General features: G+C 73.4%; 18 protein-coding genes. 11 read left to right on the forward strand and 7 right to left on the reverse strand.

Features of this window, described 5'->3' with window-relative positions; all coding sequences use genetic code 11:
• Window positions 1-127 precede the first annotated feature (127 nt).
• Together ACPEH2_RS04855 and ACPEH2_RS04860 are read left to right on the forward strand one after the other, a co-directional pair.
• Window positions 128-1,510, forward strand: a complete 1,383-nt coding sequence (locus tag ACPEH2_RS04855; RefSeq protein WP_359920983.1) for a cytochrome P450 — start codon at window positions 128-130, stop codon at window positions 1,508-1,510.
• 89 nt (window positions 1,511-1,599) lie between these two features.
• Entirely contained in the window at window positions 1,600-2,664 is a 1,065-nt protein-coding gene (locus ACPEH2_RS04860) for a YihY/virulence factor BrkB family protein (RefSeq protein ID WP_359920980.1), read from the forward strand.
• Between the two features lie 59 nt (window positions 2,665-2,723).
• Here ACPEH2_RS04860 and ACPEH2_RS04865 read toward each other — a convergent pair whose 3' ends face one another.
• Window positions 2,724-2,852, reverse strand: a complete 129-nt coding sequence (locus ACPEH2_RS04865; RefSeq protein WP_290440310.1) for a hypothetical protein — start codon at window positions 2,850-2,852, stop codon at window positions 2,724-2,726.
• A gap of 157 nt (window positions 2,853-3,009) precedes the next feature.
• Here ACPEH2_RS04865 and ACPEH2_RS04870 point away from each other — a divergent pair, with 157 nt between their 5' ends.
• The 3 genes from ACPEH2_RS04870 to ACPEH2_RS04880 are packed head-to-tail and all read left to right on the forward strand — an operon-like array spanning window position 3,010 to window position 5,422.
• Window positions 3,010-3,345 (forward strand): hypothetical protein, encoded by a 336-nt coding sequence (locus ACPEH2_RS04870; protein WP_253034544.1) that lies wholly within the window; start codon window positions 3,010-3,012, stop codon window positions 3,343-3,345.
• 47 nt (window positions 3,346-3,392) lie between these two features.
• Window positions 3,393-4,226 carry an ATP-grasp fold amidoligase family protein gene (locus ACPEH2_RS04875; RefSeq protein WP_423718325.1) on the forward strand — a complete coding sequence of 278 codons (834 nt, stop codon included), beginning with the start codon at window positions 3,393-3,395 and terminating at the stop codon, window positions 4,224-4,226.
• Entirely contained in the window at window positions 4,223-5,422 is a 1,200-nt protein-coding gene (locus tag ACPEH2_RS04880) for a glycosyltransferase family 4 protein (RefSeq protein ID WP_423718326.1), read from the forward strand. Before ACPEH2_RS04875 ends, ACPEH2_RS04880 begins: the two co-directional genes overlap by 4 nt.
• Window positions 5,423-5,488: 66 nt before the next feature.
• On the opposite strand, the gene ACPEH2_RS04885 is transcribed toward ACPEH2_RS04880, so the two are convergent.
• From ACPEH2_RS04885 to ACPEH2_RS04900, 4 genes are read right to left on the reverse strand one after another with little or no spacing between them, the layout of a single operon-like run.
• Window positions 5,489-6,286, reverse strand: coding sequence for a glycosyltransferase family 2 protein (locus ACPEH2_RS04885; RefSeq protein ID WP_423718327.1), 798 nt, complete (start codon window positions 6,284-6,286; stop codon window positions 5,489-5,491).
• On the reverse strand, window positions 6,283-7,272 hold the full coding sequence (locus tag ACPEH2_RS04890; protein ID WP_363380664.1) for a hypothetical protein: 990 nt from the start codon (window positions 7,270-7,272) through the stop codon (window positions 6,283-6,285). Before ACPEH2_RS04890 ends, ACPEH2_RS04885 begins: the two co-directional genes overlap by 4 nt.
• The gene (locus tag ACPEH2_RS04895; RefSeq protein ID WP_423718329.1) at window positions 7,269-8,375 is read right to left on the reverse strand and encodes a glycosyltransferase; all 1,107 of its coding nucleotides are present in this window, start codon (window positions 8,373-8,375) and stop codon (window positions 7,269-7,271) included. Before ACPEH2_RS04895 ends, ACPEH2_RS04890 begins: the two co-directional genes overlap by 4 nt.
• Complete coding sequence (locus ACPEH2_RS04900; RefSeq protein WP_423718330.1) at window positions 8,372-9,493, reverse strand: hypothetical protein; 1,122 nt, start codon at window positions 9,491-9,493, stop codon at window positions 8,372-8,374. The genes ACPEH2_RS04895 and ACPEH2_RS04900 overlap by 4 nt, the downstream gene beginning before the upstream one ends.
• Before the next feature lie 126 nt (window positions 9,494-9,619).
• On the opposite strand from ACPEH2_RS04900, the gene ACPEH2_RS04905 reads away from it, so the two are divergent.
• The 4 genes from ACPEH2_RS04905 (at window position 9,620) to ACPEH2_RS04920 (ending at window position 14,715) form a co-directional block, all read left to right on the forward strand.
• Complete coding sequence (locus ACPEH2_RS04905) at window positions 9,620-10,654, forward strand: hypothetical protein (RefSeq protein WP_423718331.1); 1,035 nt, start codon at window positions 9,620-9,622, stop codon at window positions 10,652-10,654.
• Window positions 10,654-11,901 carry a glycosyltransferase family 2 protein gene (locus ACPEH2_RS04910; RefSeq protein ID WP_423718332.1) on the forward strand — a complete coding sequence of 416 codons (1,248 nt, stop codon included), beginning with the start codon at window positions 10,654-10,656 and terminating at the stop codon, window positions 11,899-11,901. The genes ACPEH2_RS04905 and ACPEH2_RS04910 overlap by 1 nt, the downstream gene beginning before the upstream one ends.
• 534 nt (window positions 11,902-12,435) lie before the next feature.
• A complete protein-coding gene (locus ACPEH2_RS04915) occupies window positions 12,436-13,503 on the forward strand; it encodes a Gfo/Idh/MocA family protein (protein ID WP_423718333.1) in 1,068 nt (355 codons plus the stop codon).
• A 30-nt stretch (window positions 13,504-13,533) separates the two neighbouring features.
• On the forward strand, window positions 13,534-14,715 hold the full coding sequence (locus ACPEH2_RS04920; protein WP_423718334.1) for a DegT/DnrJ/EryC1/StrS family aminotransferase: 1,182 nt from the start codon (window positions 13,534-13,536) through the stop codon (window positions 14,713-14,715).
• 207 nt (window positions 14,716-14,922) lie between these two features.
• Here ACPEH2_RS04920 and ACPEH2_RS04925 read toward each other — a convergent pair whose 3' ends face one another.
• Entirely contained in the window at window positions 14,923-15,537 is a 615-nt protein-coding gene (locus ACPEH2_RS04925; protein ID WP_311285180.1) for a WecB/TagA/CpsF family glycosyltransferase, read from the reverse strand.
• 715 nt (window positions 15,538-16,252) lie between these two features.
• Between ACPEH2_RS04925 and ACPEH2_RS04930 the strand changes: the two genes are divergently transcribed.
• The gene (locus ACPEH2_RS04930; RefSeq protein ID WP_311285181.1) at window positions 16,253-16,906 is read left to right on the forward strand and encodes an LPXTG cell wall anchor domain-containing protein; all 654 of its coding nucleotides are present in this window, start codon (window positions 16,253-16,255) and stop codon (window positions 16,904-16,906) included.
• Window positions 16,903-18,651: a DUF4012 domain-containing protein gene (locus ACPEH2_RS04935; protein ID WP_423718335.1), complete on the forward strand. Its 1,749-nt coding sequence runs from the start codon at window positions 16,903-16,905 to the stop codon at window positions 18,649-18,651. The genes ACPEH2_RS04930 and ACPEH2_RS04935 overlap by 4 nt, the downstream gene beginning before the upstream one ends.
• 232 nt (window positions 18,652-18,883) lie before the next feature.
• Here ACPEH2_RS04935 and ACPEH2_RS04940 read toward each other — a convergent pair whose 3' ends face one another.
• A complete protein-coding gene (locus tag ACPEH2_RS04940; protein ID WP_423718337.1) occupies window positions 18,884-21,343 on the reverse strand; it encodes a helix-turn-helix transcriptional regulator in 2,460 nt (819 codons plus the stop codon).
• Window positions 21,344-21,652 lie beyond the last annotated feature (309 nt).

Consider the following 21,652-nt stretch of genomic DNA (forward strand, 5'->3'; position numbering starts at 1 on the left):
CCCCGAGGATTTCGGCGTCTGGTACGACGACGGCCCTCGCAGCGACTGCGAGGGACGCGGGGTATCACATGGGTCCCGCGGGCGCACGCCCCTGGCCGGCACCGCTCCGCGCTGCGAGCGTCGGAGCATGTCGACCACTCCTGAGTCCACGACCGCCGTCCCGCAGATCCGCGCCGGGCAGGCAGCGGATCCCACGCTCGGGGTCGTGTCGCGGCCCGCGTGGCGCGACGACTCCGCCTCGCTCCTGACCCGCGGCTACCGCTTCGGCGATCGCATCTGGCAGCGCGTGCCGCGCGGCGCGCGCTCGGCGCCCATGCGACTGCTGTTCTGCGACGCCTTACTGGTGCGCGGAGCGGAGGGGGTCGCAGCGTTCTACGACGACGCCCGGGTCTCACGGCACGGCGCCATGCCGCCGTTCATCCAGGAGACCCTCTTCGGGCACGACTCGGTGCACAGCCTCGACGGCGACGAGCACCGGCACCGTAAGGCGACGTTCGTCTCGGCGCTCTACGAGGACGAGCAGGTCGCCCGGCTGCGACCGCATCTCGAGCGGGAGTGGCGGCACGAGGCGGACGATTGGATCGCCGGCGGAACGCGGTCGGCGTACGACGCCGCCGTCGGAGCCCTAGGCCGCGCGATCATGCGGTGGGCGGGGCTCCCCGGCACCGGCGAGGCGAAGACGCGATGGGCGCGCCGGCAGGCGCAGATCGTCGACGGATTCGGTGTGCCGTACTCCCCGGAGTACCTGCTCGCCGCTCTGAACCGGCGGTGGTCCGACCGCCACGCCGAGCGTCTCATCCGCGCCGTGCGCGCAGGCCGCCTCGACGCTCACCCGGCAACCGCGCTGGCCGCCTGGGCAGGGCACCGCGACAGCGCCGGTGAGCTGCTGCCCGCTCGCCTCGCGGGGGTGGAACTGCAGAACAGCTTCCGCCCGATGATCGCCGTCGCCCGGTTCACCGCCTTCGCCGCCAAGCGGCTGCAGGAGCACCCGGAATGGCGCGAGCGCATCGCCGCGGAGGTCGCCGAACGGGGGTCGCTCGTCGACGGCCCGCTCGCGACCGCGTTCGCACAGGAGATCCGCCGCACGTCGCCCTTCGTCCCGATGCTGCCGGCCTTCGCGACGCAGGACATCGAGGTCGACGGTCGCACGGTCCGCGCCGGCGGGCGCATCGTGCTCGACATCCTCGGCACCGACACCGACGAGGGGTCGTGGGAGCGCGCCGACGTCTTCGATCCCGAGCGGTTCGTCGGCGTCGACGACTACGAGGCGATCACCGCGTTCGTGCCGCACGGGGGCGCGGACGTCGCGACAGGGCATCGCTGCCCGGGCGAGAAGCTCGCGATCGCGGGGCTCGCGGCATCCATCAGCGCTCTGAGCGACCCCCGCCTGACAATCCTGCCCGCGGGACTCGAGGTGAACGAGCGACGGATGCCGACGAAACCCCGCTCGGGCGGCCGCGTCCGGCCCGCGGGGTCGACGGGCGGCGCGCGCTGCCCGTTCCACCGCTGAGGCGCGATGCCACGAAACGGGGCCGCGTGCAACCCCCTCTGAACCGGACAGTGTCGACCGCAGGGTGACCTTCGACCGGGAGGACCACCATGGCCGAGCAGAACACCACGCAGACGACACGCACCGACGCGCCCGGCCCCGAGGCGTCGCGCAAGCCCGACTCCGTCGGCGACGTGAAGAAGCGGTCGTGGAAGTACGTCCTGGGCAAGACGATCCGCGAGTTCAGCGCGGACCAGTGCACGGATGCCGCGGCGGGCCTCACCTACTACGGGGTGCTCGCGCTCTTCCCGGCCCTCATCGCGATCTTCTCGCTGCTCGGCGTCGTGGGACAGGGGCAGGCGGCCGCCGACGCGGTGCTCGGCATCGTGCGCGATGTCGCGCCCTCCGACACGGCGAGCGCGCTGGAGGGCCCGATCCAGCAGATCGCGTCGTCGCCCGGTGCGGGACTCGCGCTCGTGCTCGGCATCGTCGTGGCGCTGTGGTCGGCTTCGGGGTACGTCGGGGCCTTCTCCCGGGCGATGAACCGGATCTACGAGATCCAGGAGGGGCGCCCGTTCTGGAAGCTGCGCCCGATGCAGCTGCTCGTGACGCTCGTCGCGGTGGTCTCGCTCGCCCTCGTCGCGCTCGGCCTCGTCCTCTCGGGCGACGTCGCCCGAGCGATCGGGGAGACGTTGGGCCTCGGCGACGGCGTGCTGCTCGCGTGGAACATCGCGAAGTGGCCCGTCATGCTCTTCGTCGTCGTGTTCCTCGTCGCGGTCCTGTACTACGCGACCCCCAACGCGAAGCAGCCGAAGTTCCGCTGGATCAGCATCGGCGCGCTCATCGCGATCGTCGTGATGATCATCGCCACCGCCGGGTTCGCCTTCTACGTCGCGAACTTCTCGAACTACGACCGGACCTACGGCTCACTCGCCGGCGTCATCGTGTTCCTGCTCTGGTTGTGGATCGCGAACAACGTGCTGCTGTTCGGCGCGGAGTTCGACGCCGAGCTCGAACGGGGCCGTCAGCTGCAGGGCGGCATCGCCGCCGAGGAGGACATCCAGCTGCCGGCCCGCGACACGCGGAAGTCCGACAAGCAGGCCGCGAAGGAGCAGAAGGACATCGAAGAAGGCCGACGCATCCGCCTCGCCCATGGCGAGGACGAGAACCGATGACGGATGTCGACACTCCCACCCGTCTGAAACGGGGGATCACCGGACCGCTGAGGCCGGCGTCAACGGCCGGTGGGCGGCAGCTTCGCCACGCCGTGCCGATTCGGCTCGTCCGGTTCGGCGGCCGTCGCGGGCGACGCAGCGGAACCACCGTGGGGGGAGTCCGTTCCCATGTCGTCGGACTCGCTCACGCCCACACGCTCCGCCGCGAAGGACGGCCGCGGCCGGGGGTTGCGAGCGGCCGGCGACTGTGATGGACGAATCACCTCGCAGCGCCGCAGTGTAAGAGACGGATGCCGGAGGCGCGACCCCCCTCGAACCTCGACCGATGGCGGGCACCATCGAGCAATGCTCGAGCTGCACTACTCCGACGGATACGTCGTCACGACGGGCGCGATCGCCGACGCGGTGCTGCGTTACGCCAAGACCCTCGCCGAGCAGAAGGCCTCCGACCTCATCACGGTGCCCATCGCGACTCCGGAGGGCCCGGCTGTCTCGTCGATGCTCATCGGTCCCGCGAGCCAGCTCTATACGACGCCGCACTCCGGTGCCGCTGCGGACCTCGACGACGAAGCCGCCGTCATGGACCTCCTCAGTCGCAACGACCGTCTCGTGCACCCGCCCGAGACGGTCGGCGAGTACCCGTACGAAGAAGACGACCCCTGGTACGAGGAGTCGTTCTGAGACGCGCACGCCTGCGGGAGCGCAGCCGCCTCGTCCGCGGCTGGCGATTGTGGCGGACGCGGCATCCGGTCACCTTCCGCGACAAGGTCCGCTACAAGATGCTCCGCGACCATCGGCCCCTCGTCGTCACCTTCGCCGACAAGGCGGCGGTGCGCGACTACGTCGCCGATCGTGTCGGCGCGCAGTACCTGCCCGATGCCGCCGTGTTCGATTCGCCGACCGAGCTGCTGACGGCGGAGCTGCCCGACGCGTTCGTCCTGAAACCGACGCACGGGAGTGGGGCGGCGATCATCGTCTCGCCGTCGGCGCCGGTGGACGCGCGCCTGCCCGAGGACGGCAGTTGGGTCTACCGCCACGTCCGGCCCGAGCACGCCCCGCGGGAGCATCTCGTGCGCCTCGCGACGGACTGGCTCTCGCAGCTCTACGGGCAGGGTCCGAACCGGGAGTGGGTCTACGGCCGGGTGCCGCGGCGGATCATCGTCGAGGAGATGCTCGGCGGCCCGACGGACCGCATCCCCGACGACCTCAAGCTCTTCGTGTTCCACGGTCGGGTGCAGTACGTGCAAGTGGATGCGGGGCGCTTCGCCGGTCGCACGCAGGACTTCTTCGACCGCGACTGGACCCATCTGCCGCTGAGCGGCGGTCCGCCGTGGGCCGATCCGACACCGCCGCGGCCGGCGGGCCTCGACGAGATGATCCGCGTCGCCGAGGCGCTCGGTGCGGACACCGACTTCGTGCGCGTCGACCTGTACGACGTCGACGGCCGCATCGTCTTCGGCGAACTGACGAGCTTCCCCGCCGGCGGCGACAGCCCGTTCCACCCGGAGTCCTTCAACACGGAGTTCGGTCGACACTGGACGGTGCCGAGGCGATACCGGTGATCGAGCGCTGGCTCGTCGCCACGACCGAATACGCCGGCGTGACGTCGTACACCGGCGGGATCGGCAGGCACTACGCCGCCCTGCTGCCCGCCCTCGCCGCGCAGGGCGCCGAGATCGACTTCGTGGTGTTCACGGACGGTCCCGAAGAAGCAGCGGGTGCCCCCGGCATCCGTCGCCTGGTCGTCCACCGGACCGGGGGGATGCCGCGGCTCGCGGCGCTCCTGCATCGCCCCCGTGCGCTGCGGCGCGCGTACCTTGCGGACATCTACGACCGCGTCTTCGTGCCGGAGTGGATGGGGCTCGGTGCGCTGATGCCGCGCGACGCCCCGCTCGTGACGAACCTCGCAACAGGCGTGGACCTCGCGCACGAGATTTCGGGCCTGCGGCTCGCCGACCTCCCGGCATCGAGTCGCCCGGCTGTCGTGCTGCAGAGCCGCCTCGAGGCGCGGCAGGTGCGCCGCTCGGCCGGGATCGTCGCTATCTCGCACGCGATGGCCGACCGGGCGGAGCGCATCTGGGGACGGATGCCGCGGGTCGAGGTCGTCCGCAACTGCATCGACGTCGCGGCGGTGCGGCACGCGGCGGCGACGCGCAGGCCGCCGGCGGGCTGGCCGGGTCCGGACGGCCCGATCGTCCTCTTCCTCGGGCGAGCCGAGCGGCGGAAAGGCGTGGTCGACGGCGTCGACGCCTTCGCGCGCGTCGGGCGGAGGCATCCCACCGCCCGCCTCGTGCTGGCCGGTGCCGGGGGAGACGACCGCTTCGAACCGTCGCGGGCGACCCTCCTCGACCGGGTGCCGTCCGCGGCGCGCGACCGGGTGACGTTCCTCGGGCATGTGTCGGGCGACGAGCTGTACGGCGCGATCGCGGCCGCCGACGTGGTGATGTGTCCGTCTCGGTGGGAGGGCTTCGGAAACGTGGCCGTCGAGGTGATGGCCGCCGGGGCGCCGCTGGTCGTCACCTCCGGCAGCGGATTCGACGACTTCTGCACCGATGGCGCCGACTGCCTCATGGTGCCGCCCGCCGACCCGGAGGCCCTCGCGGCCGCGCTCGCCACCGTTCTCGACGACCCGGGCGCCGCCCGCCGACGGGCGACGCGCGCCGCCGCAGGAGTCGACCGCTTCGCCCCCGCGCCGGTGGCGGCCGACCTCCGGGCGGCCGTCGATCGGATGCTGTCGCGCGCGGCCATCCCGGCGTAGGGTCGCGCTGTGCGCCCCCTCCGGTACTCCATCAACGTCACCCTCGACGGCTGCGGTCGAGGGCTTCTAGGGCACGCGGCGCCAGCCCGCGGCATCCCGCGTCACCGCGCCGCCCCGCTCGAACGCGTCGAGCCAGCCGGTCATGGGCCACTCGCCCCAGCGCGCGGCGAACAGCGCCCCGTTGCGGAGGATGTCGTCGAGGTGCTGCCAGGGCGGCGAGGTCGTCGGGTGGTACTGGTGGTACGCGTGGGCGCCACCCGTCCACACGAGGGGCACCTCGCGCTCGCGCATCCGGAACGCGAAGTCGGTGTCCTCGCCACCGTACCCCTCGTACGCCTCGTCGAAGCCCCCGATCCGTCGCCACGTCGCGGGGGAGAGCGCGAACGACAGCGACCAGAACAGCGGGTACTCGCCGGCTGTCGCGGTCCGTTCCGCCTCGTCCGGCGGCATCGGCCGCGCCGGGTGGGGGGAGGTGAGCGCGGCGAGCTCCGCCGGGTCGGATGCCGACACCCCCTCGGCGAGGTACGTCACCGGCCCGCACAGCACGGCGTCCGGGTGGCGGACGGCGGCCTCCCGGTAGCGACGCACGAGATCCGGGCCGGGCACGCAGTCCGCGTCGAGGAAGACGAGCAGGTCGGCGCCGTCGGCGGCGGCCGCGCCCGCGTTCCGGGCGGCGGCGAGGCGCAGTCCGTCCGCGCCGGGCGGGACCCGGAGCACGGTCTCGGCGTCCAGGACGGGCGGCTCCTCGTCCCCGATCCACACCGCGACACGTCGCACGTCGGGTGCCCCGGCGAGGGCCCGCAACTGCACCCGCAGGTGCGCGAGCCGGGGGCTCGAGCACAGGCTCACGACGGCGACGCTCATCGCCGACCGCGCATCGTGTCGGTGATCGCGGCGGCGGCGCGCTGCGGCGCCCCCGCGACCTCCCAGCGCTCCCACTCCGGCCGCGCGGTCGCCGCCCGCTCGATCAGGTCGGGCCACTGCGCCGCGGTCGGCCACGAGTCCTCGACCTGCGCGAGGTTCGCCCGCCGGAGCGCGCGCCCCGTCTCGCGCTGCTCGTCGAACGGCCTGTCCTGCGGGATCACGATCGCCGACGCCCGGGCCGCCGCCAGATCGGCGACCGCGTTCTGGCCGGCCCACGACACGACGACGCCCGCGGTCGCCAGCACCGGCCACGGATCGTCGGCCCACGCGCCGCCCCCGAGCGCCCGCCACGGCCGGCCGGTGGCCTTCTCGGCATCCCGGATCGCGGCCGGTCCGACGGTCCCCCCGCTCGCGAGCAGCACCACCTCGTCCGAGCGTGGCCCGTTCGCGACGCGCGCGGTGAAACGGCTGATCCCGCCCGTGTGCACGACCTTGTCGCCGAGCGCCTCGAGGTGCGGGGGCGAGAGGATGCCGCGGGCCCACGGTGCGATCACGGTGTCGGCGGCGGCGAATCCCAGCAGGTGCGGCCGGTCGATGCGATGACCCGGCTGCGTGACGACGACGGTCCGCAGCCCCAGCAGGCGCGCGAGCAGGGTCACCTCGACCGAGGTGTCGACGACCATCCCGTCCCAGTGCCGTTCCGCCGCCGCGGCGGCGATGACCGAGAGCCGGGTGCGGTGCCCGACGTGCCCGATCGGGGCCCAGTGCAGCATCCCGTCCACCGTCGGGTCGATCGGCGCGCCGCCGTCGTCGTCGCGGTCGAGCACGGTCCAGGTCCAGCCGGACGGCAGCCCCGCGGGCGCCGCGAGGCTGCTGACGGCGTCGACCTCGGCATCCAGGTGCGGTGCGATCGCGAGCAGCCGGGTCAGGTGCCCGCGGCCGTGGTGGTGCACGTACCAGCCGAGCCGGGGCGTCCGCCCGGTCACGCGGCGGTCTCCGTCGCGAGCATCCGGGCGAACGTCGCCTCGAGGGCGTCGATGCGCGCGTCGAGCGAGAACCGGCGCTCCGCCGTCTCGCGCACGACGGCACGGAACGCGGCATCCTTCCCGCTCGGCAGCACGGCCGCGGCCCGCTCGGTCATCGCGAGGACGTCGCCGGGCGCCACGAGCTGCATCCCCATCGTCGCGGCCGCGATCTCGGGAACGCCGCCGACCGCGAACCCCACCACCGGTGTGCCGCACATGAGCGCCTCGGGTCCGACCAGCCCGAACGGCTCGGCCCAGGCGGGGGTCGCGAGTGCGAGACCGCTCCGCCCGACGAGCTCCGCGAGCGGCCCGGGCGAGAGCTCGCCGGCGTACTCGACCGCGCCGTGGACGCCCGGCAGGAGCACCTCGCGCGCGTACGACTCGTCGCCGATCCGGCCGGCGATCACGAGGCGGCGACCGAGCCGGCGCGCGACCTCGACGGCGACGTGGGGAGCCTTCTCCGGGACGATCCGGCCGAACCACACGAGATCGTCGCCCCCGGGACCGAGCGGCCACGCGGCCGGGTCGACGCCGTTCGGCAACAGCTGCGAGGGCACGCCCGCGGCATCCCACTGCCCTTTCGTGTGCGAACTCACCGCGAGGAACCGTGACCCCGCCCCTCCCGCGGCGACGTGGGCGGCCACGGCGGCGGCCTCGACCGGCGTGTGCAGGGTCGTCACCATCGGCACGCCGAGGGTGTTCGCGCGGCGCAGCGGCAGGGGATCGAGGCAGTGGTTCGAGACCACGTCGTACCGCTCGGGATGGCGGGCGATCTCCCTGAGCGCACGGTCGAGCGCCGGGGCGCTCTCGCGGTGGTAGCTCTCGGGCCACGTCTTGTCGGTCGGTGCGGCATCGCCCGGCCACACCACCGGCGGCAGCCGGAACGCCGCCTCGTCGGGCAGGAAGTCCGACCCCTCGGGGGCGATGAAGGTCACCTCGTGCCCGCGGCGGCGGAGCGCGTCGACCTCGGCCCAGACGGCGGACTCCAGACCGCCCGCGTGCGGGCGCCGGATCGGGAAGCGCAGCGGCGCGATCACGACGATGCGGAGCGGACGGGCGCTCACGCGGTGCGGCTCTCGAGCAGGTGCCGGTAGAGCTCCGCGTGACGCTCGGCGATCGCGGCATCCGTCACGGCGCGCAGCGTCCGGCGCTCGTCGACGAGGGCGTCGCGCGCGGCGCTCGCCGGACGCGCCGACGGGGCGACCCACAGGCCGGCGAGGGCCTGCGCGAGCTCCGCGGCGTCGCCGGGCGCGAACGAGGCGACCGTGTCGTCGGCGTGCTGCTCGGCGAAGAACCCGATCCGCGGGGCGGCGACCGGGACGCCCAGGTCCCAGCACAGCTCGAGCCATCCCGAGTGCGTGCCGTGCCGGTAGGGCAGCACGCACGCGTCGAGGCTCGCGAGGGCCGCGAACAGCTCGTCGTCGGCGAGACGCTCGTGCTCGACGAGGTCGAGGACAGCGGATGCCGCGCACAGCGCGCGCACCTCGGCTGCGGCATCCGCGTCCCGCACCCGATGGTGCAGACGCACCTCGCCGCGGACGTCGTGGCCCGCGTCGCGCAGGGCGGTGAGCGCGGTCTCCACCGCCCGGACCGTGCGCGGTCCGTCGACGCTCGGCCGGAGGTCCTTCAGATGCACGCCGACGACGCGGCCCGCACCGCGCGCCGGTTCGATCGCGGCGGATCGCGGCAGGACCGACGGATGCGGGATGACGGTCGCGTGCCGGCCCCAGCGCTCGCGCACCGCGCGGGCGGCGCCGACCGTGAGGGTCGTGACCGCGTCGGCGCCCGTCACGAGCTCGTCGAGCTGGGCGAGGTAGCCGGAGTCGTCGGTCAGCTGCGGGTGCTCGAGGTCGTGCAGCGTGTAGACGACGGGCCAGCCGACGGCGCGGGCGGCCTCGAGGCACGCGGTCAGGTGTCCGGGCGGGAACGACTCGGTGCCGAAGTGGATGTGGAGGAGCGATGCGGCATCGGCGTGCGCACGGATCCAGGTCGGGTCGAGGGCGGCGGGCGGCCACCACACCGCGGGGTCCGCTCCGGGGGCGACGGGGTCGGGGAGCACGCTCACACGCGGATCCGCCGTCGTCTGCCGGACGTACGGGTGGCCGGCGGGGACCGAGACGATCGTGATCGCTCCGGTCCTCTCCGCACCCGCGGGGGCGACGATCGGCGTGCTCGTGTCCACTGTTCTCCCTCTGACGGCGTCGCGCCGACCGAGAAGTGGGTGCGCGGGAACGCCCCGACCGTAGGCGCATCAGGCGTCGGATCGAGGGGGCTTGACCTCGCTCCCCCGGGCGGATAACCATGCCGGGTGATCTCCGCGCCTCCCCTCCTGCTCGTCCTCGGTCCGGAGGGGCACGGTGTCACGCGGTACGGCGACGATGTCGCCCGCGCCGTCGGGGCCCTCCGTCCCGGCGCGCGGACGGTGCGCGTCGCGGACGTCGCCGCCGGCGACCGGGCGCTCGCCGGGCTCGACGCGGGTGCGCGCGTGCACCTCCACGCCACCGACCGCCTCTTCGGCAGGACACCCGAGGACGCGGCCGACGTCGTCGAACGCTGGGCCGAGCGGATGCGGCTGACCCTCACGCTCCACGACGTGCCGCAGCCCTCCGACGGCACGATGTTCGAGCGCCGCCGCGCCGCCTACGCGCGGATGGTCGCCGCGTCCGCCCGGGTCGCCGTCAACAGTCGTCACGAGCAACTGCTCATGGACGAGTTCCTGCCCGGCGCCGCCCGTGCCGAGGCGATCGCGCTCGGGGCGCGCACCGGCATCCCGCCGTCGCACCCCGGCGAGGCGACGCGCGACCTGCGCGTCCTCATCGCCGGCTTCGTCTACCCCGGAAAGGGCCACCGTCCCGCCGTGGTCGCGGCGGCCCGGGCCGCCGACGAGCTCCGCCGCCGGGGCGAGGAGGTCGGCGACGTCGCGGTGCGCGCGATCGGCGCGCCGTCGCGCGGCCACGAGGAGGACGTCGTCCGGTTGCGGGCGGATGCCGCCGAGCTCGGCGTCGCGTTCGAGGTCACCGGATTCCTCGGCGACGACGCCTTCGCCGCAGAGCTGCTCGCCACCGGCATCCCCCTCGCGGCGCACGAGCACGTGTCGGCCTCGCGGTCGATGCTGGACTGGGTCGAGGCGGGCCGCCGCCCGCTGGTCGTCGATTCGCGCTACGCCGCGGAGATGGATGCGCTCCGCCCCGGCACGCTCGCCCGCTACGCCCCCGACGAGCTCGCCGCCCGCCTCGTGGACGCCTGGCTCGATCCGACGTCGACGCGGCTGGCTCCCGGTGCCTCGCTCGCGCCGACGCTCGACGACGTCGCCGCGTCGTACCTCGCCTGGTGGGCGGCCTGATGCCGGAGGGCATCGCCCTGCCGGGCAACCGCTGGGACCTGCTGGACGGACGGGAGGCGACACCCACCGTCTCGGTCGTCGTCGCGCACTACGAGCAGCCCGGGCAGCTGGCGCGGTGCCTCGCAGCCCTCGCCGGCCAGGACCACCCCCGCGACCGCCTCGAGGTGATCGTCGCGGACGACGGCTCGGCCACGCCGCCGCGGGTGCCGGCGGGCGTCCGGCTCGTCCGGCAGGCCGACGAGGGATTCCGCCTCGCCGCGGTGCGGAACCTCGGCGCGGCGCACGCGACGGGGGAGGTGCTCGTCTTCCTCGACGCCGACACGGTCCCCGAGCCCGGCTTCATCCGTGAACTGACGCGGATGCCCGGGCTCGCCCCGGACGTCGTCGCGGTCGGGCGACGGCGCCACGCCGACCTCGCGGACGCTCCCGCCGTCGCCGACGTGCGCGGGGTCGTCGCGGGGCGGGAGCTCCCCGAGCCCGCATGGCTCGCCGACGCCTACCGGTGGTCGCGCGATCTGCTCGACGCCGACGACCGCAGCTACCGGCATACGATCGGCGCCGTGCTCGCGTGCTCGCGGACGATGTTCGCGGCCGCCGGCGGTTTCGACGAGTCATTCCGGGCCTACGGCGGGGAGGACTGGGAGTGGACATACCGCGCGTGGCTGCGCGGAGCGGTGCTCGCGCACGTGCCGTCCGCGGTGGCGTGGCACGACGGTCCGGATGCGGGTGCGCGCGAGGGGACGGGCCAGGCGGACCGGAACGCCGAGGCGATGCTGCTGTCGGAGCTGATCCCGGTGCCGGGCTCGCGACCCCGCGGGCTGCCGACTATGCGGGTCGACATCGCCGTGACCGCGCCGGAGGGCGCCTCGGAAGCCGCCGCGTTCGTGAGCGTCGACTCCGTCGTGGCGGCGGTGCCCGGATCCGCCGCCGTCGACGCCGCGGACCTGGCGGCAGGGCGCGGCGTGCTCGATCGGGTGCGGCTGCACCTCGAGATCGTGCGACCGGTCCGCGCGGCCGCGGGCCTTCACGCGGTCGTGGAGCGGGTCGTCCAGGAGGGCCTCGGCGTCGCGAGCCTCACCGGTGAGGACGGCGCGGTGCTCCTCCGCATCCGTTCCCTCCGGGCCGCGGCGCGCGAGGCGCGCTGGGAGCGGCACGACCTGTTCCCCCGCACGACGGAGACCGCGGACGCAGTGCGCGCGCTGGTCGGCGAGCCCGATGTCGCCGCGTACCTCGGCGGGTGGGGCTGAACACCCACGGGATTCACAGAGCGGGTCGCCTTGTGCCCGCCGCCCCCGTCTGGTTTCATAGCCGCGGGGACACCGGTCGTGCCCGCCTGGGGAGGCGAGCACAACGGCGACGAGTGGGATCGTCGACGGCGCCGGTCTACCGTCCGCACCTCTTGCTCGGGGTGTGGGCGTTGCGGGGGAGAGCATGGGGACTGCGGGGACACTCTGCGTACACCGGACGGGTCCGACGCGCATCGACGCGCGTGCGACCACCGCGCGACCGCGCCGCGCCACGGCCGTCCGGACGCCGTACGCCGCCCCGGTCCTGCGAGCGCCGCGCGTCGCCATCCGACTGACGGAGCGCTCCGAAACACTTCCGCAGCTCTGCGCTCGCTCGGCGACCGCAGTGCGGGCACATGACATCGCGGACGGCCCTCGAAGGGTCGCCGCGAGACGACACCGGTGCGGCGGCGATCGCCCCCACCGGTGGACGGCAGCAGCCGTCGGGGGGCGCTCGTGGGGAGCGTGATCCGTGGGGGGAATCCGGGGGACGAAGTGAAGAGACGACTGAATGTCGCCGTGGTCGGCGCGGGATATTGGGGGCCGACCCTGGCGCGCACGCTGCGTGCCAGCCGTGAGTGGAGTCTCGCCGCCATCTGCGACCTCGACATCGACCGCGCGCGCCGCGCCGCGGACGCCGTGGGGGGTGCCCGGGTCGTCCCCGAGCTCGATTCCGTGCTGGCCGACCCTCAGATCGACGCCATCGCCATCGCGACGCCCGCATCGACCCATCACGAGATCGCGATGGCAGCGCTCGAGGCCGGCAAGCACGTACTGGTCGAGAAGCCGCTCGCCGACACCCAGCAGCGCGGCGAGGAGATGGTCGGGCGGGCATCCGAACGCGGCCTCGTGCTGATGGCCGACCACACGTCCTGCTATACGCCCGCGGTGATGAAGATGCGTGAGCTGATCGCGAGCGGCGAGCTCGGCGACATCCTGTTCATCGACAGCGTGCGCATCAACTTCGGTCTCGTGCAGCCCGACGTGGACGTCTTCCGCGACCTCGCTCCGCACGACCTGTCGATCATGGACTTCGTGCTGCCGGGTGGCCTGCGGGCGACCTCGGTGTCGGCGCACGGATCCGATCCGCTGAACACCGGCAAGTCGTGCATCGGCCACCTCGCGATGCCGCTCGCGGGCGGGGCGATGGCGCACGTGCACGTCAACTGGCTGAGCCCGACCCGTACGCGCCGCATGGTGATCGGGGGCACCCGCCACACCCTGGTGTGGGACGACCTGAACACGCAGCAGCGGCTCACCATGTACGACCGCGGCGCGGACGTCGCATCGATCTCGCGCGCGACCGCGAAGGAGCGACGGGAGGTCAGCATCCCGTACCGGGCGGGCGCGACCCGCGCGCCGGCGCTCGAGGAGCGGGAGGCGCTCACGCTCGTCGTGAGCGAGTTCGCCGCCGCGATCCGTGAGAAGCGCGCCTCGCGCACGAGTGGCGCGTCCGGGCTCCGGGTGCTGTCGATCCTCGACGCCGCCGCGGGCAGCCTGGCGGCCTTCGGCGCGCCGCATCCTATCCCGCACGCCCGCTCCTCTGCCGTGGTGGCGGCATGAGCCGGTCGCGCCGCCACGGGCGGGCCCACCATGGCTGAGTGGGAGATCGGCGTCGAGGCCCCCTGGCTGGGCCAGGCCGAGCTGAACGCGGTCGCCGAGGTCATCGCGAGCGGCTGGGTGGGGCAGGGCCCGCGGGTGGCGCGCTTCGAGCAGGACTTCGCCGGTCTCGCCGACGCGAACTACGCCGTTGCGACCGCCAACGGCACCGACGCCCTGCATCTCGCCCTGCTCGTCGCAGGGGTGCGGCCCGGCGAGGACGTCGTCGTCCCGTCGTTGGCATTCATCGCCACCGCGAACGCCGTGCGCTCGGTGGGGGCGACACCGGTGTTCGCCGACGTCGATCCGGTCACCGGGACCGCGACCGCTGCCACGGTCGAGCGTGCCCTCACCCCGACGACGACCGCGGTCATCGTCGCGGACCACGGGGGCTCTCCCGTCGACCTGCAGCGCATCCGCGACGTCACGGACCCGCTCGGGATCGTCGTCATCGAGGACACCGCCGGCGGTGTGGGCTCGACCTGTCGCGGCCGCCCCGTCGGTGCCGCGGCCGAGATCGCCACCTGGTCGTTCGACGGCCGCGCGATCCTGACGACGGGTGACGGCGGCATGCTCACCACGACGCACGCTGCCTGGGCGGCGCGGGCGCGGCGGCTGCGCGAGCACGGCATGATCACCCCGTCCGCCGATCCGCGTCCCGGCTCGGTGCCGCCCGCGGAGGAGTACCGGGAGGTGGGTGGGGACTCGCGCCTGACCGACCTGCAGGCCGCCGTGGGGATCGTCCAGCTCGGTCGCCTGCCCGAGATCGTGCGCCGCCGTCGGCAGATCGCCGACCGGTACCGCGACGGCCTCCGGGGCGTGCGGGGGCTACGTCTCGCGGCGGACCCCGCGTGGGGAACGGGCAACGTCGGATCGTTCTGGGTCGAGGTCGAGGACGCGTATCCGGTCGACCGCGACGGACTGCTCGCCGCGCTCGCCGCCGCCGGCATCGCCGTGCGACGGGGCGGCTCGGCGATCCACCGCTACGCGCCGTACCGTGCGCTGACACCTCCCGACGGGCTTCCCGGGTCGGAGCGGTTCGCCGATCGCACGCTCGCCCTGCCCGTCTCGCGCACGCTCACGGCCGCGCAACAGGATCAGATCGTGGCGATCCTGCACGACCCGGGCGCACCCGCGCTCGCGAACGCGCAGACGGTGACGCGCTCGGGTCGCTGAGCGAGGCGTTGCGCGCTGCGGTCGCTGAGCTGGGGCATCCCGCTCAGCGCCGGGCGCCGCGGTGCGTCGCGGGCTGACGGTCCGTGGCGCGCCCAGGCGGCAGAGCGGTCGTGGAAGAGCCGGCGCTCGGGCCGCGCCGGCTGATCCACCAGGCGGGCACGGACGGACGGGGGGGAGGTCCGGCCGTGCCCGCGTGCGGGTGACGGTTCACGCGTCATGAGGAGCCGAGGATCGGCGGACGGCCTGGGAGGCCGGGGGTCCCTCGACGAGGTACCGCTTCGCCCATCGCTTCGGCTCGAGCGCGAGCCGCCACATCTTGTCGAGTCGTCCGCGCGCGCCGTCGGCAAGGATGCGCGGGACTCGATCGGTCAGAAGATCGCCGAGTGCGTCCACAGCGATCAGGGCGCGTGCGCCCGTCAGTTGGCCGTAGGTGCCGATCCAGTCCGTCTGCCGGTGCGTCTGCAGGCAGACGACCACGAGGTCGGCCTCGGCGTGCCGGATCTGTTCGGCGATGTCGAGGGAGGTCTCCCGCGATCGGATCGCGGTGTGCACCGGCGTCCAGTGGCCGATGAGGGCCACGCCGGGTCGGTCGGCGACCATGCGCCGGTGAAGCTCCTCGCGCTGGGCGGGTGAGCCGCCGACGACGGCGACGCGCCAGTGTGCCGCGTCGGCATGCTCCAGGAGGGCGCCGGGCGTCAGACCGCCGGGCGTCGAGCGCTCGCGCAGGCCCTCAGCAGGGTACGGGGCGACGGGCGATGCCGGCGACGGGGTGCGGCGCTCAGCGACAGCTGCGGAGTGCGGCGCGGGCGCAACAAGGCGCATGTGCATCAGCGGACCGCCCTCGCGGTCGGGGTGATGCCGCCGGAGACCGTGGTGCGGCCACGGCTCCGGCGGCGATCACGCGGGCCCCGGAGTGCCTCGCGCACCGATGGTCTCGTCGGATCGACGAGCGCGTCACGCAGACGCGCACCCCTGTTCCGTTCTGTCCCCATGAACGTTCCATCCCCCGAAAAACATCGACGCAAGTGTGGCTCGCGTCCCCCGATGTGCGGATCCGATCCGCGATTCCCCGTGTGCGGCGCCGCCCCCCAGCGACACCGCTCGATGCACCGACCCCTCGGCGCACCCTCTTTCTCTTCCCCCAGAAAACCCCGCCCACCGCCCCATACGGTGTGCGGAGTAAGGGCTCTTCGCACGAGTTCGATGCGCGAACGAAGACGTACGAAGAGCCCAGGCAGATATGGGTACGGCCCCCAAGCTCGCCCCCACTCCATCTGCTGCCGCCATGTGCCGTGTCGACTCCCCAAAGCCTCTGCGGCGGCGATATCGGAGACGCTACAGGTGACGACGGTGTCCACCAATAGGGGGACGAACCTAATCTCCTGTCCCCCAGATGGGGGACAAGTAGGGAGGAGGATTAGGGGGTTGCGGGGCAGAACACGGGAGGTCCGCCGGCGGCACCGGCGGTAACGTGGCGGCTGAAGAACGAGCGAGCGCCCATCCGAGGCGCCGCCTCGTCGCCTTTGGGGAGGCAGACATGTGGGGGGAACTTTGGCGTGCCGCGATCGTGGGCGCCGTCATCGTCGGTGCCGGCTCGGCACCGGCATTCGCGGCCGACGGGTCGTACGTCCCGAACACTCCCGACGAGTCGGGACTGAACGGGTCGGTCGTGCAGTCGCTGTGCGTCCACCAGGCACCGGCGATCGACTACTCGATCGTCCGTGTGGATGCATCGGCGGCTGCACGTACCGCGTCGGCGCCGTCCGCCGAGCTCGTCATCTTCGGGGACGGTCACCAGCTCTCGGTGCCGCTCACGGTGGACGACGCCGGTGAAGGGCACGGCACCGTGCTCTGGCCGGGCGTCGAGGTCGACGGCGACGGCACCGTCGAGGCCCTTCCCGGCTGGGTGCGCTCCGGCGATCAGTGGACCCCGCGCGACGACGCAGCCGCGTGGACCACGGGGGCCGTGACCGCCCAGCTGCGCGTCGGCGACGAGAGCATCGCCGTGCCGCTGGCCTACCCGGGCTACTCCGACACGTGCGCCACGCCGACGGGGGTCGCCTCGAGCGGCACTCCCGGAACCCTGGCATTCACGGGCGGGCAGTGGCCCATCGCGGCCGCCGTCGGTGGCGCCGCCGCCGTCGCCGGAGGGCTCTTCCTGATCGCTCGCCGCCGCCGGGTCGAGTCGTGACGAGGCGCCGTCGACTCCTCTGGGTCGCCGGCGCTCTCCTCCTCCTCGGCGCCGTGGTCGCCGTCGTCCATGTCGGGCGATCCGCCTGGGACCTGCAGCAGGCCCTGACCGCTGCGACGGAGGATGCCGCCGTCGCCACGACGGCCGTCGCCGAGGGCGACATCGACGGAGCTGAACGCGCGGCATCCCGACTCGTCGCCGAGATCGCGCCGGCGATCCCCGACGATCCGGTCTGGTCCGCCGCCGAAGCGATCCCGGGGGTGGGGGCGAATCTCTCGGCGGCGCGTCGCGCGGCGACCGCGATCGTCCGAATGGGCGAGGAGGTCGCGCCGACGATGTTCGAGACGGCGCGGCGGCTGACGGATGCCGACGCCCCCGCCGCGGTCCACGCCCTGCGCGAGGCCGCCCCGGCGCTGAGTCGGGCGGCCGCCACGCAGGACGACATCGCGCGCGATCTGGCGGGCATCGACCGTACCGCCCTGATCCCCCGGCTCGCCGACGGCGTCGAGCGCGTGACCGATGCCGTCGACGATCTCCGGACGGCGATGGACGGAGCCGCGCAGGCTGCCGAGCTGGTCCCGGCGATGCTCGGGGCCGACGGCGACCGTCGCATCCTCATCGTCCTCCAGAACACCGCCGAACTGCGTATCGGCGGCGGCATCACCGGGACGTTCCTCGAACTCCGGGCGAGGGACGGCATGCTCTCGCTCGAAGCCCAGCGCGACTCGTCGGACTTCTCGCCGTCCGACAAGCCGCTCGCCGCCGTGCCTGCCGCCGAGGTCCGAGCGCTCGGGGACGGCATCGGTCGGTACGTGCAGAACACGTCGATGACCGCGGACTTCCGTGTCACGGCGAACCTCGCCGCCGCGTGGTGGCAGAGATCGGGCGGGTCGGCCCCGGATGTCGTGGTGTCGATGGACCCCGTCGTCCTCGCAGCGATCCTGAAGGCGGTCGGCCCCGTCGAGACGCGATCGGGTGCGCTCGATCAGTCGAACGCGATCGACCGGCTGCTCGTCGAGCCGTACCGCACCCTCGATCAGGACGCGCAGAGCCGGTACTTCGCGGATGCCGCGGGGGCCGTCTTCGCGGCGGTGACCGAGCGCGCACGCCCGCTGACGCTGGTCACCGCGCTCGCCGGCGTCGTCGAGGAGGGGCGCATCTCGATCTGGAGCCGCGACGCGGAGCAGCAGGCGGTTCTCGCCGGCACGGCGTTCGCCGGTCCGCTCGCCCGCCTCGACGCGGCCGGTCCGGATGCGTTCGCCGTGTACTTCAACGATGCCACCGGAGGCAAGCTCACGCCCTACCTGACCGTCGGGCTGGAGACCCGCTCGGGTGTCTGTCGCGCCGACGGCCTGCGGGAGGTCGAGGTGGTGGTCGACCTGGGGAACACCCTGGCGGCGGCGGATGTGTCGTCGCTGCCCCTCAGTGTCACCGGCGGCGGGGCCTACGGCGTGAAGGCGGGAAACATCGCGCCCACGGTGACGGTCGTGACGCCGCGCGGCTGGTTCGCCGGCGGCGTGACGCTCGACGGCGCGCCCGTCGCATCCGTCGATGCGCAGGACGACGGTCGTCTCTCGGTCACCCATCGCGTCGAGCTGTCGCCGGGAGGATCCGACGTGCTGACCTTCCGATTCGTGGCCGGTCCCGACGTGAAGACGGACGGTGCGGAGCCACGGCTTCTGCACACGCCGCTCCTCGCTCCCGTCGACGTCCGCTCGGGTGGGATCGGTTGTCCGGCCGCCTGATCCTCGTCGTTCACCTCAAGATCCGGCGTCATGCCTGTTCCGGCGGTGCGCTTTCCTTTAGCATGTGAGAGCCATCCCCCATCGGTTGCCGAACCGTTCCCCAAGCGGTCTCGACGCGTACTGTCCCCAAACTTGCGCGTCTCCGGCGACCTGGATGGTTTCGCGGACCCTCTCCCGCCGCAGTCCCCACTGAACTGGCCGGAGGGGGTCCGCCCTTCTCGAGCGGTCCTCGTCAGCGGCTGCCGCCCGCGTCGGTCGCGCCGTCGTCGGTGCCGACGATCGCCTGCAGCTTCGCGATGAGGTCGGTGCGCGAGGTCGCGCCCAGCCGGCGGCGGATGCGCGCGATGTGGTGCTCGGCCGTCCGAGGTGAGATGAAGATCGCCTCGCCGATCTCGGCATACGTCATGCCGCTGAGCACCAGGCCGGCGACCTCGCGCTCCCGGGCGCTCAACAGCCCGCTGTCGCCGAGGGCCACGTCGTTGCCCGAGACCCCCGGTCCGGCGTTCGGGTGCAGAGCGCGGGCGAAGGTGGCGAGGCGCGTGCCGGCGCGGCGATCGCGGGAACGCTCGGAGAGCGAGATCGCCAACCGTGCGCCCTCCCAGGCGAGCCCCACCTCGGCCAGGCGCGAGGCGATCTGCTCGATGCGATCGATGTCGCCGTCGTCGACGCGGCTGCGCGACCACTCGCCGACCGCCACCGACAGGGTGGCGGCGAGACGGGAGCCGCGTGCCGCGGCTGACAGCGCGCGCGCCGCGTGCGCCTGTCCATGCGCATCCCGTGCGAGCAGCGCCCGATGGTAGGTCGACCAGTGAAACGGCGTCGACCACATCGACGGGTCGCCGAGACCGCGCAGGATGTCCGTCAGCGCCTCGATCGCGGGCAGGACACGCTCCGAGTCGTCGAACAGCGGGGCGGTCTCGATGAACTCGCGCAGCGGGTGCAGCAGGTAGAGGTCTGGTTCGACATGGCGGACGTCGTCCCGCACCCGCTCCCACAGCGCACGCAGTTCGTCGAGCGACCCGTAGCGCCGCACGTGCGCGAGCATGACCGAGTCGCGGACCAGCACTTCGCGGCTGCTCAACGGCAGGGCCGAGGCGTCGACGTCGGCGAGTCGCGCCGCGGATTCCTCCGGATGCTGCCGGTGCACCGCGACCCACGCGGCCCACAGAAGCAATCGCGAGCGGGCCCAGGGGCCGCCGTGCTCCTCCATCAGCGCATCGGCGAGGAGGTTGCCGGCCGTATCGAGCTCGCCGATGTTGATCGCGCCGATCGCCGCGATGACGGCGGGCAGCTCGGGCACAGGCCCGTGCTCGTTCGAATCGCCGTACGTCGCGCTGGCCCGGATGAGCTCGTTGAAGGCGGTGCCCGTCGCGGCGGCGAGGGATGCCGCGAGCCCCCGCAGCAGCTTCACGTAGGCGACGTGGAGGGTGGTCGGGATGCCGCTCACTCCGCTGTCGACGATGCCGAGCGTGTCGTGCATCGGGCCCGCGTCGCCGGTGCCGAAGGCCGAGAGCGCACCCTGCGCACGCAGGACGAAGTCCGTGGTCGGTTGGGCGTGGTAGGTCGCGGCGCTGGCGCGGAGCAGGCCGCGGGCGCTCCACGCCGAGCCGAGGATGCGCAGGGCCTCGTCGCCCTCGTCCCCGGTGGCCTCCCGGACGATGGCGTCGACGAGGGATGCGGCCTCGTCGACATCCCCGCGATGCCAGGCCATCCGAGCCTTGCGGATCGCGATGAGCGGCGCGTCGTCGCCGGCCGCGAGCGCGGCGTCGTAGAGCTCCGTGGCGCGCAGCGGATCATAGCCGGCCGTCTCGTCGGCCTGGCTGCGGAGGGCGAGAGCCAATCGCGGGTCCAGATGACCACCGAGAGAGGTGGCGATCTCTGGGTCGAGGGGCGAGAGCGGCGCGGTGTCGAGCAGGTCGATGAGCTCGGCGACGGGGGTCATCCGGGCGACGGTCGTCCGGACGATCGGCACGGGGCGCCCGCCGCGCAGCAACAGTCCCTCGGCGTGGCCGCGGGCGAGCGACTCCGTGGCCGCCCCGTCGATGGCGGGGGGTAGGTCGTCGCCTGCGAGGCTGGCCAGACGCACGATGCGCGCTGTCTCGGGGTCGAGGGTGTCCAGCCGCAGGGCGATGACTTCGCCGACGGCGCGGGCGACCCGTTCGTGGGAGTGGTCGTGGCAGAAGCCGTCGCCGTGCGCGGAGAGGGCCTCCTTCACGAGCCAGGTGACGGATGCCGCCATCTGCACGATCGCGCCGACGCAGCCGGTGTCGATCGAGCGTCCGGCTGCGGACAGCGCGCGGAGGACGTCCTCGGTGTCCACCTGACCGAGGGCGAGGGCGGGGTGCGACTGCTCGATCCGTCGGATCAGCGCCGTCAGGGTCGGCGGCCACGGCGACGGCCGACAGGCGAGGATGAGCCCGGTACGCGGGTCGTCGAGCGAGGCGGTCAGCGCGTGCAGCTCGTCGTCGGCGAGGAGATGGCCGTCGTCGATGATCCGCGTGGGGGGGAGGGTGGGGAGGCGATCGGCGATCTGCGCGAGCAGCGGCGACTTGTCGGACCCCGCAGGACCGATGACGACGAGGCGCAGCGGTCGGTCCGGCTCCGAGAGGGCCCTCTCGACGTGGCTGAGCGCGAGCTGAGGCCACAGCGGGAGGGCGGGCGGAAGGTCGGCGGACAACGCAGCGAGAGCCATGCGTACCCTTCTCCCTCCGTCGGGACGAGCACGCCGCTTTCTCGCGCCGACCACCTCGCGCCGATGTTCCCCGTCGCCCGCGTCGGGTTTCGCGTCCGATCCGGGCTTTCCGCGCGCTGCGGAATGCAGGGAATCTACCATTTCCGCGCTCCTCGGCGGTGCCGGATGTGGAAGTCGACAGCCTTTGGCACGCCTCGGCGGACCTTGAGTCACGACCCCGAGAGGCGAGGCTCACCTAACTTCGAAAGGGCGACTGATCGGGCAGATTTCTCGCGACTAAGGCTGTCCAACCTCCGGGGGTCGCGGAAT

This window comes from Microbacterium sp. NPDC064942 (genome assembly GCF_049545525.1).
GTDB lineage: Bacteria > Actinomycetota > Actinomycetes > Actinomycetales > Microbacteriaceae > Microbacterium > Microbacterium gawkjiense.

Coding starts and splice junctions, on each gene's coding strand:
- ACPEH2_RS04910 (WP_423718332.1), top strand. CDS start 10,654: ATGCCGGAGGGCATCGCCCTGCCGGGCAACCGCTGGGACCTGCTGGAC.
- ACPEH2_RS04940 (WP_423718337.1), bottom strand. CDS start 21,343: ATGGCTCTCGCTGCGTTGTCCGCCGACCTTCCGCCCGCCCTCCCGCTG.
- ACPEH2_RS04860 (WP_359920980.1), top strand. CDS start 1,600: ATGGCCGAGCAGAACACCACGCAGACGACACGCACCGACGCGCCCGGC.
- ACPEH2_RS04885 (WP_423718327.1), bottom strand. CDS start 6,286: ATGAGCGTCGCCGTCGTGAGCCTGTGCTCGAGCCCCCGGCTCGCGCAC.
- ACPEH2_RS04920 (WP_423718334.1), top strand. CDS start 13,534: ATGGCTGAGTGGGAGATCGGCGTCGAGGCCCCCTGGCTGGGCCAGGCC.
- ACPEH2_RS04925 (WP_311285180.1), bottom strand. CDS start 15,537: ATGCGCCTTGTTGCGCCCGCGCCGCACTCCGCAGCTGTCGCTGAGCGC.
- ACPEH2_RS04930 (WP_311285181.1), top strand. CDS start 16,253: ATGTGGGGGGAACTTTGGCGTGCCGCGATCGTGGGCGCCGTCATCGTC.
- ACPEH2_RS04870 (WP_253034544.1), top strand. CDS start 3,010: ATGCTCGAGCTGCACTACTCCGACGGATACGTCGTCACGACGGGCGCG.
- ACPEH2_RS04855 (WP_359920983.1), top strand. CDS start 128: ATGTCGACCACTCCTGAGTCCACGACCGCCGTCCCGCAGATCCGCGCC.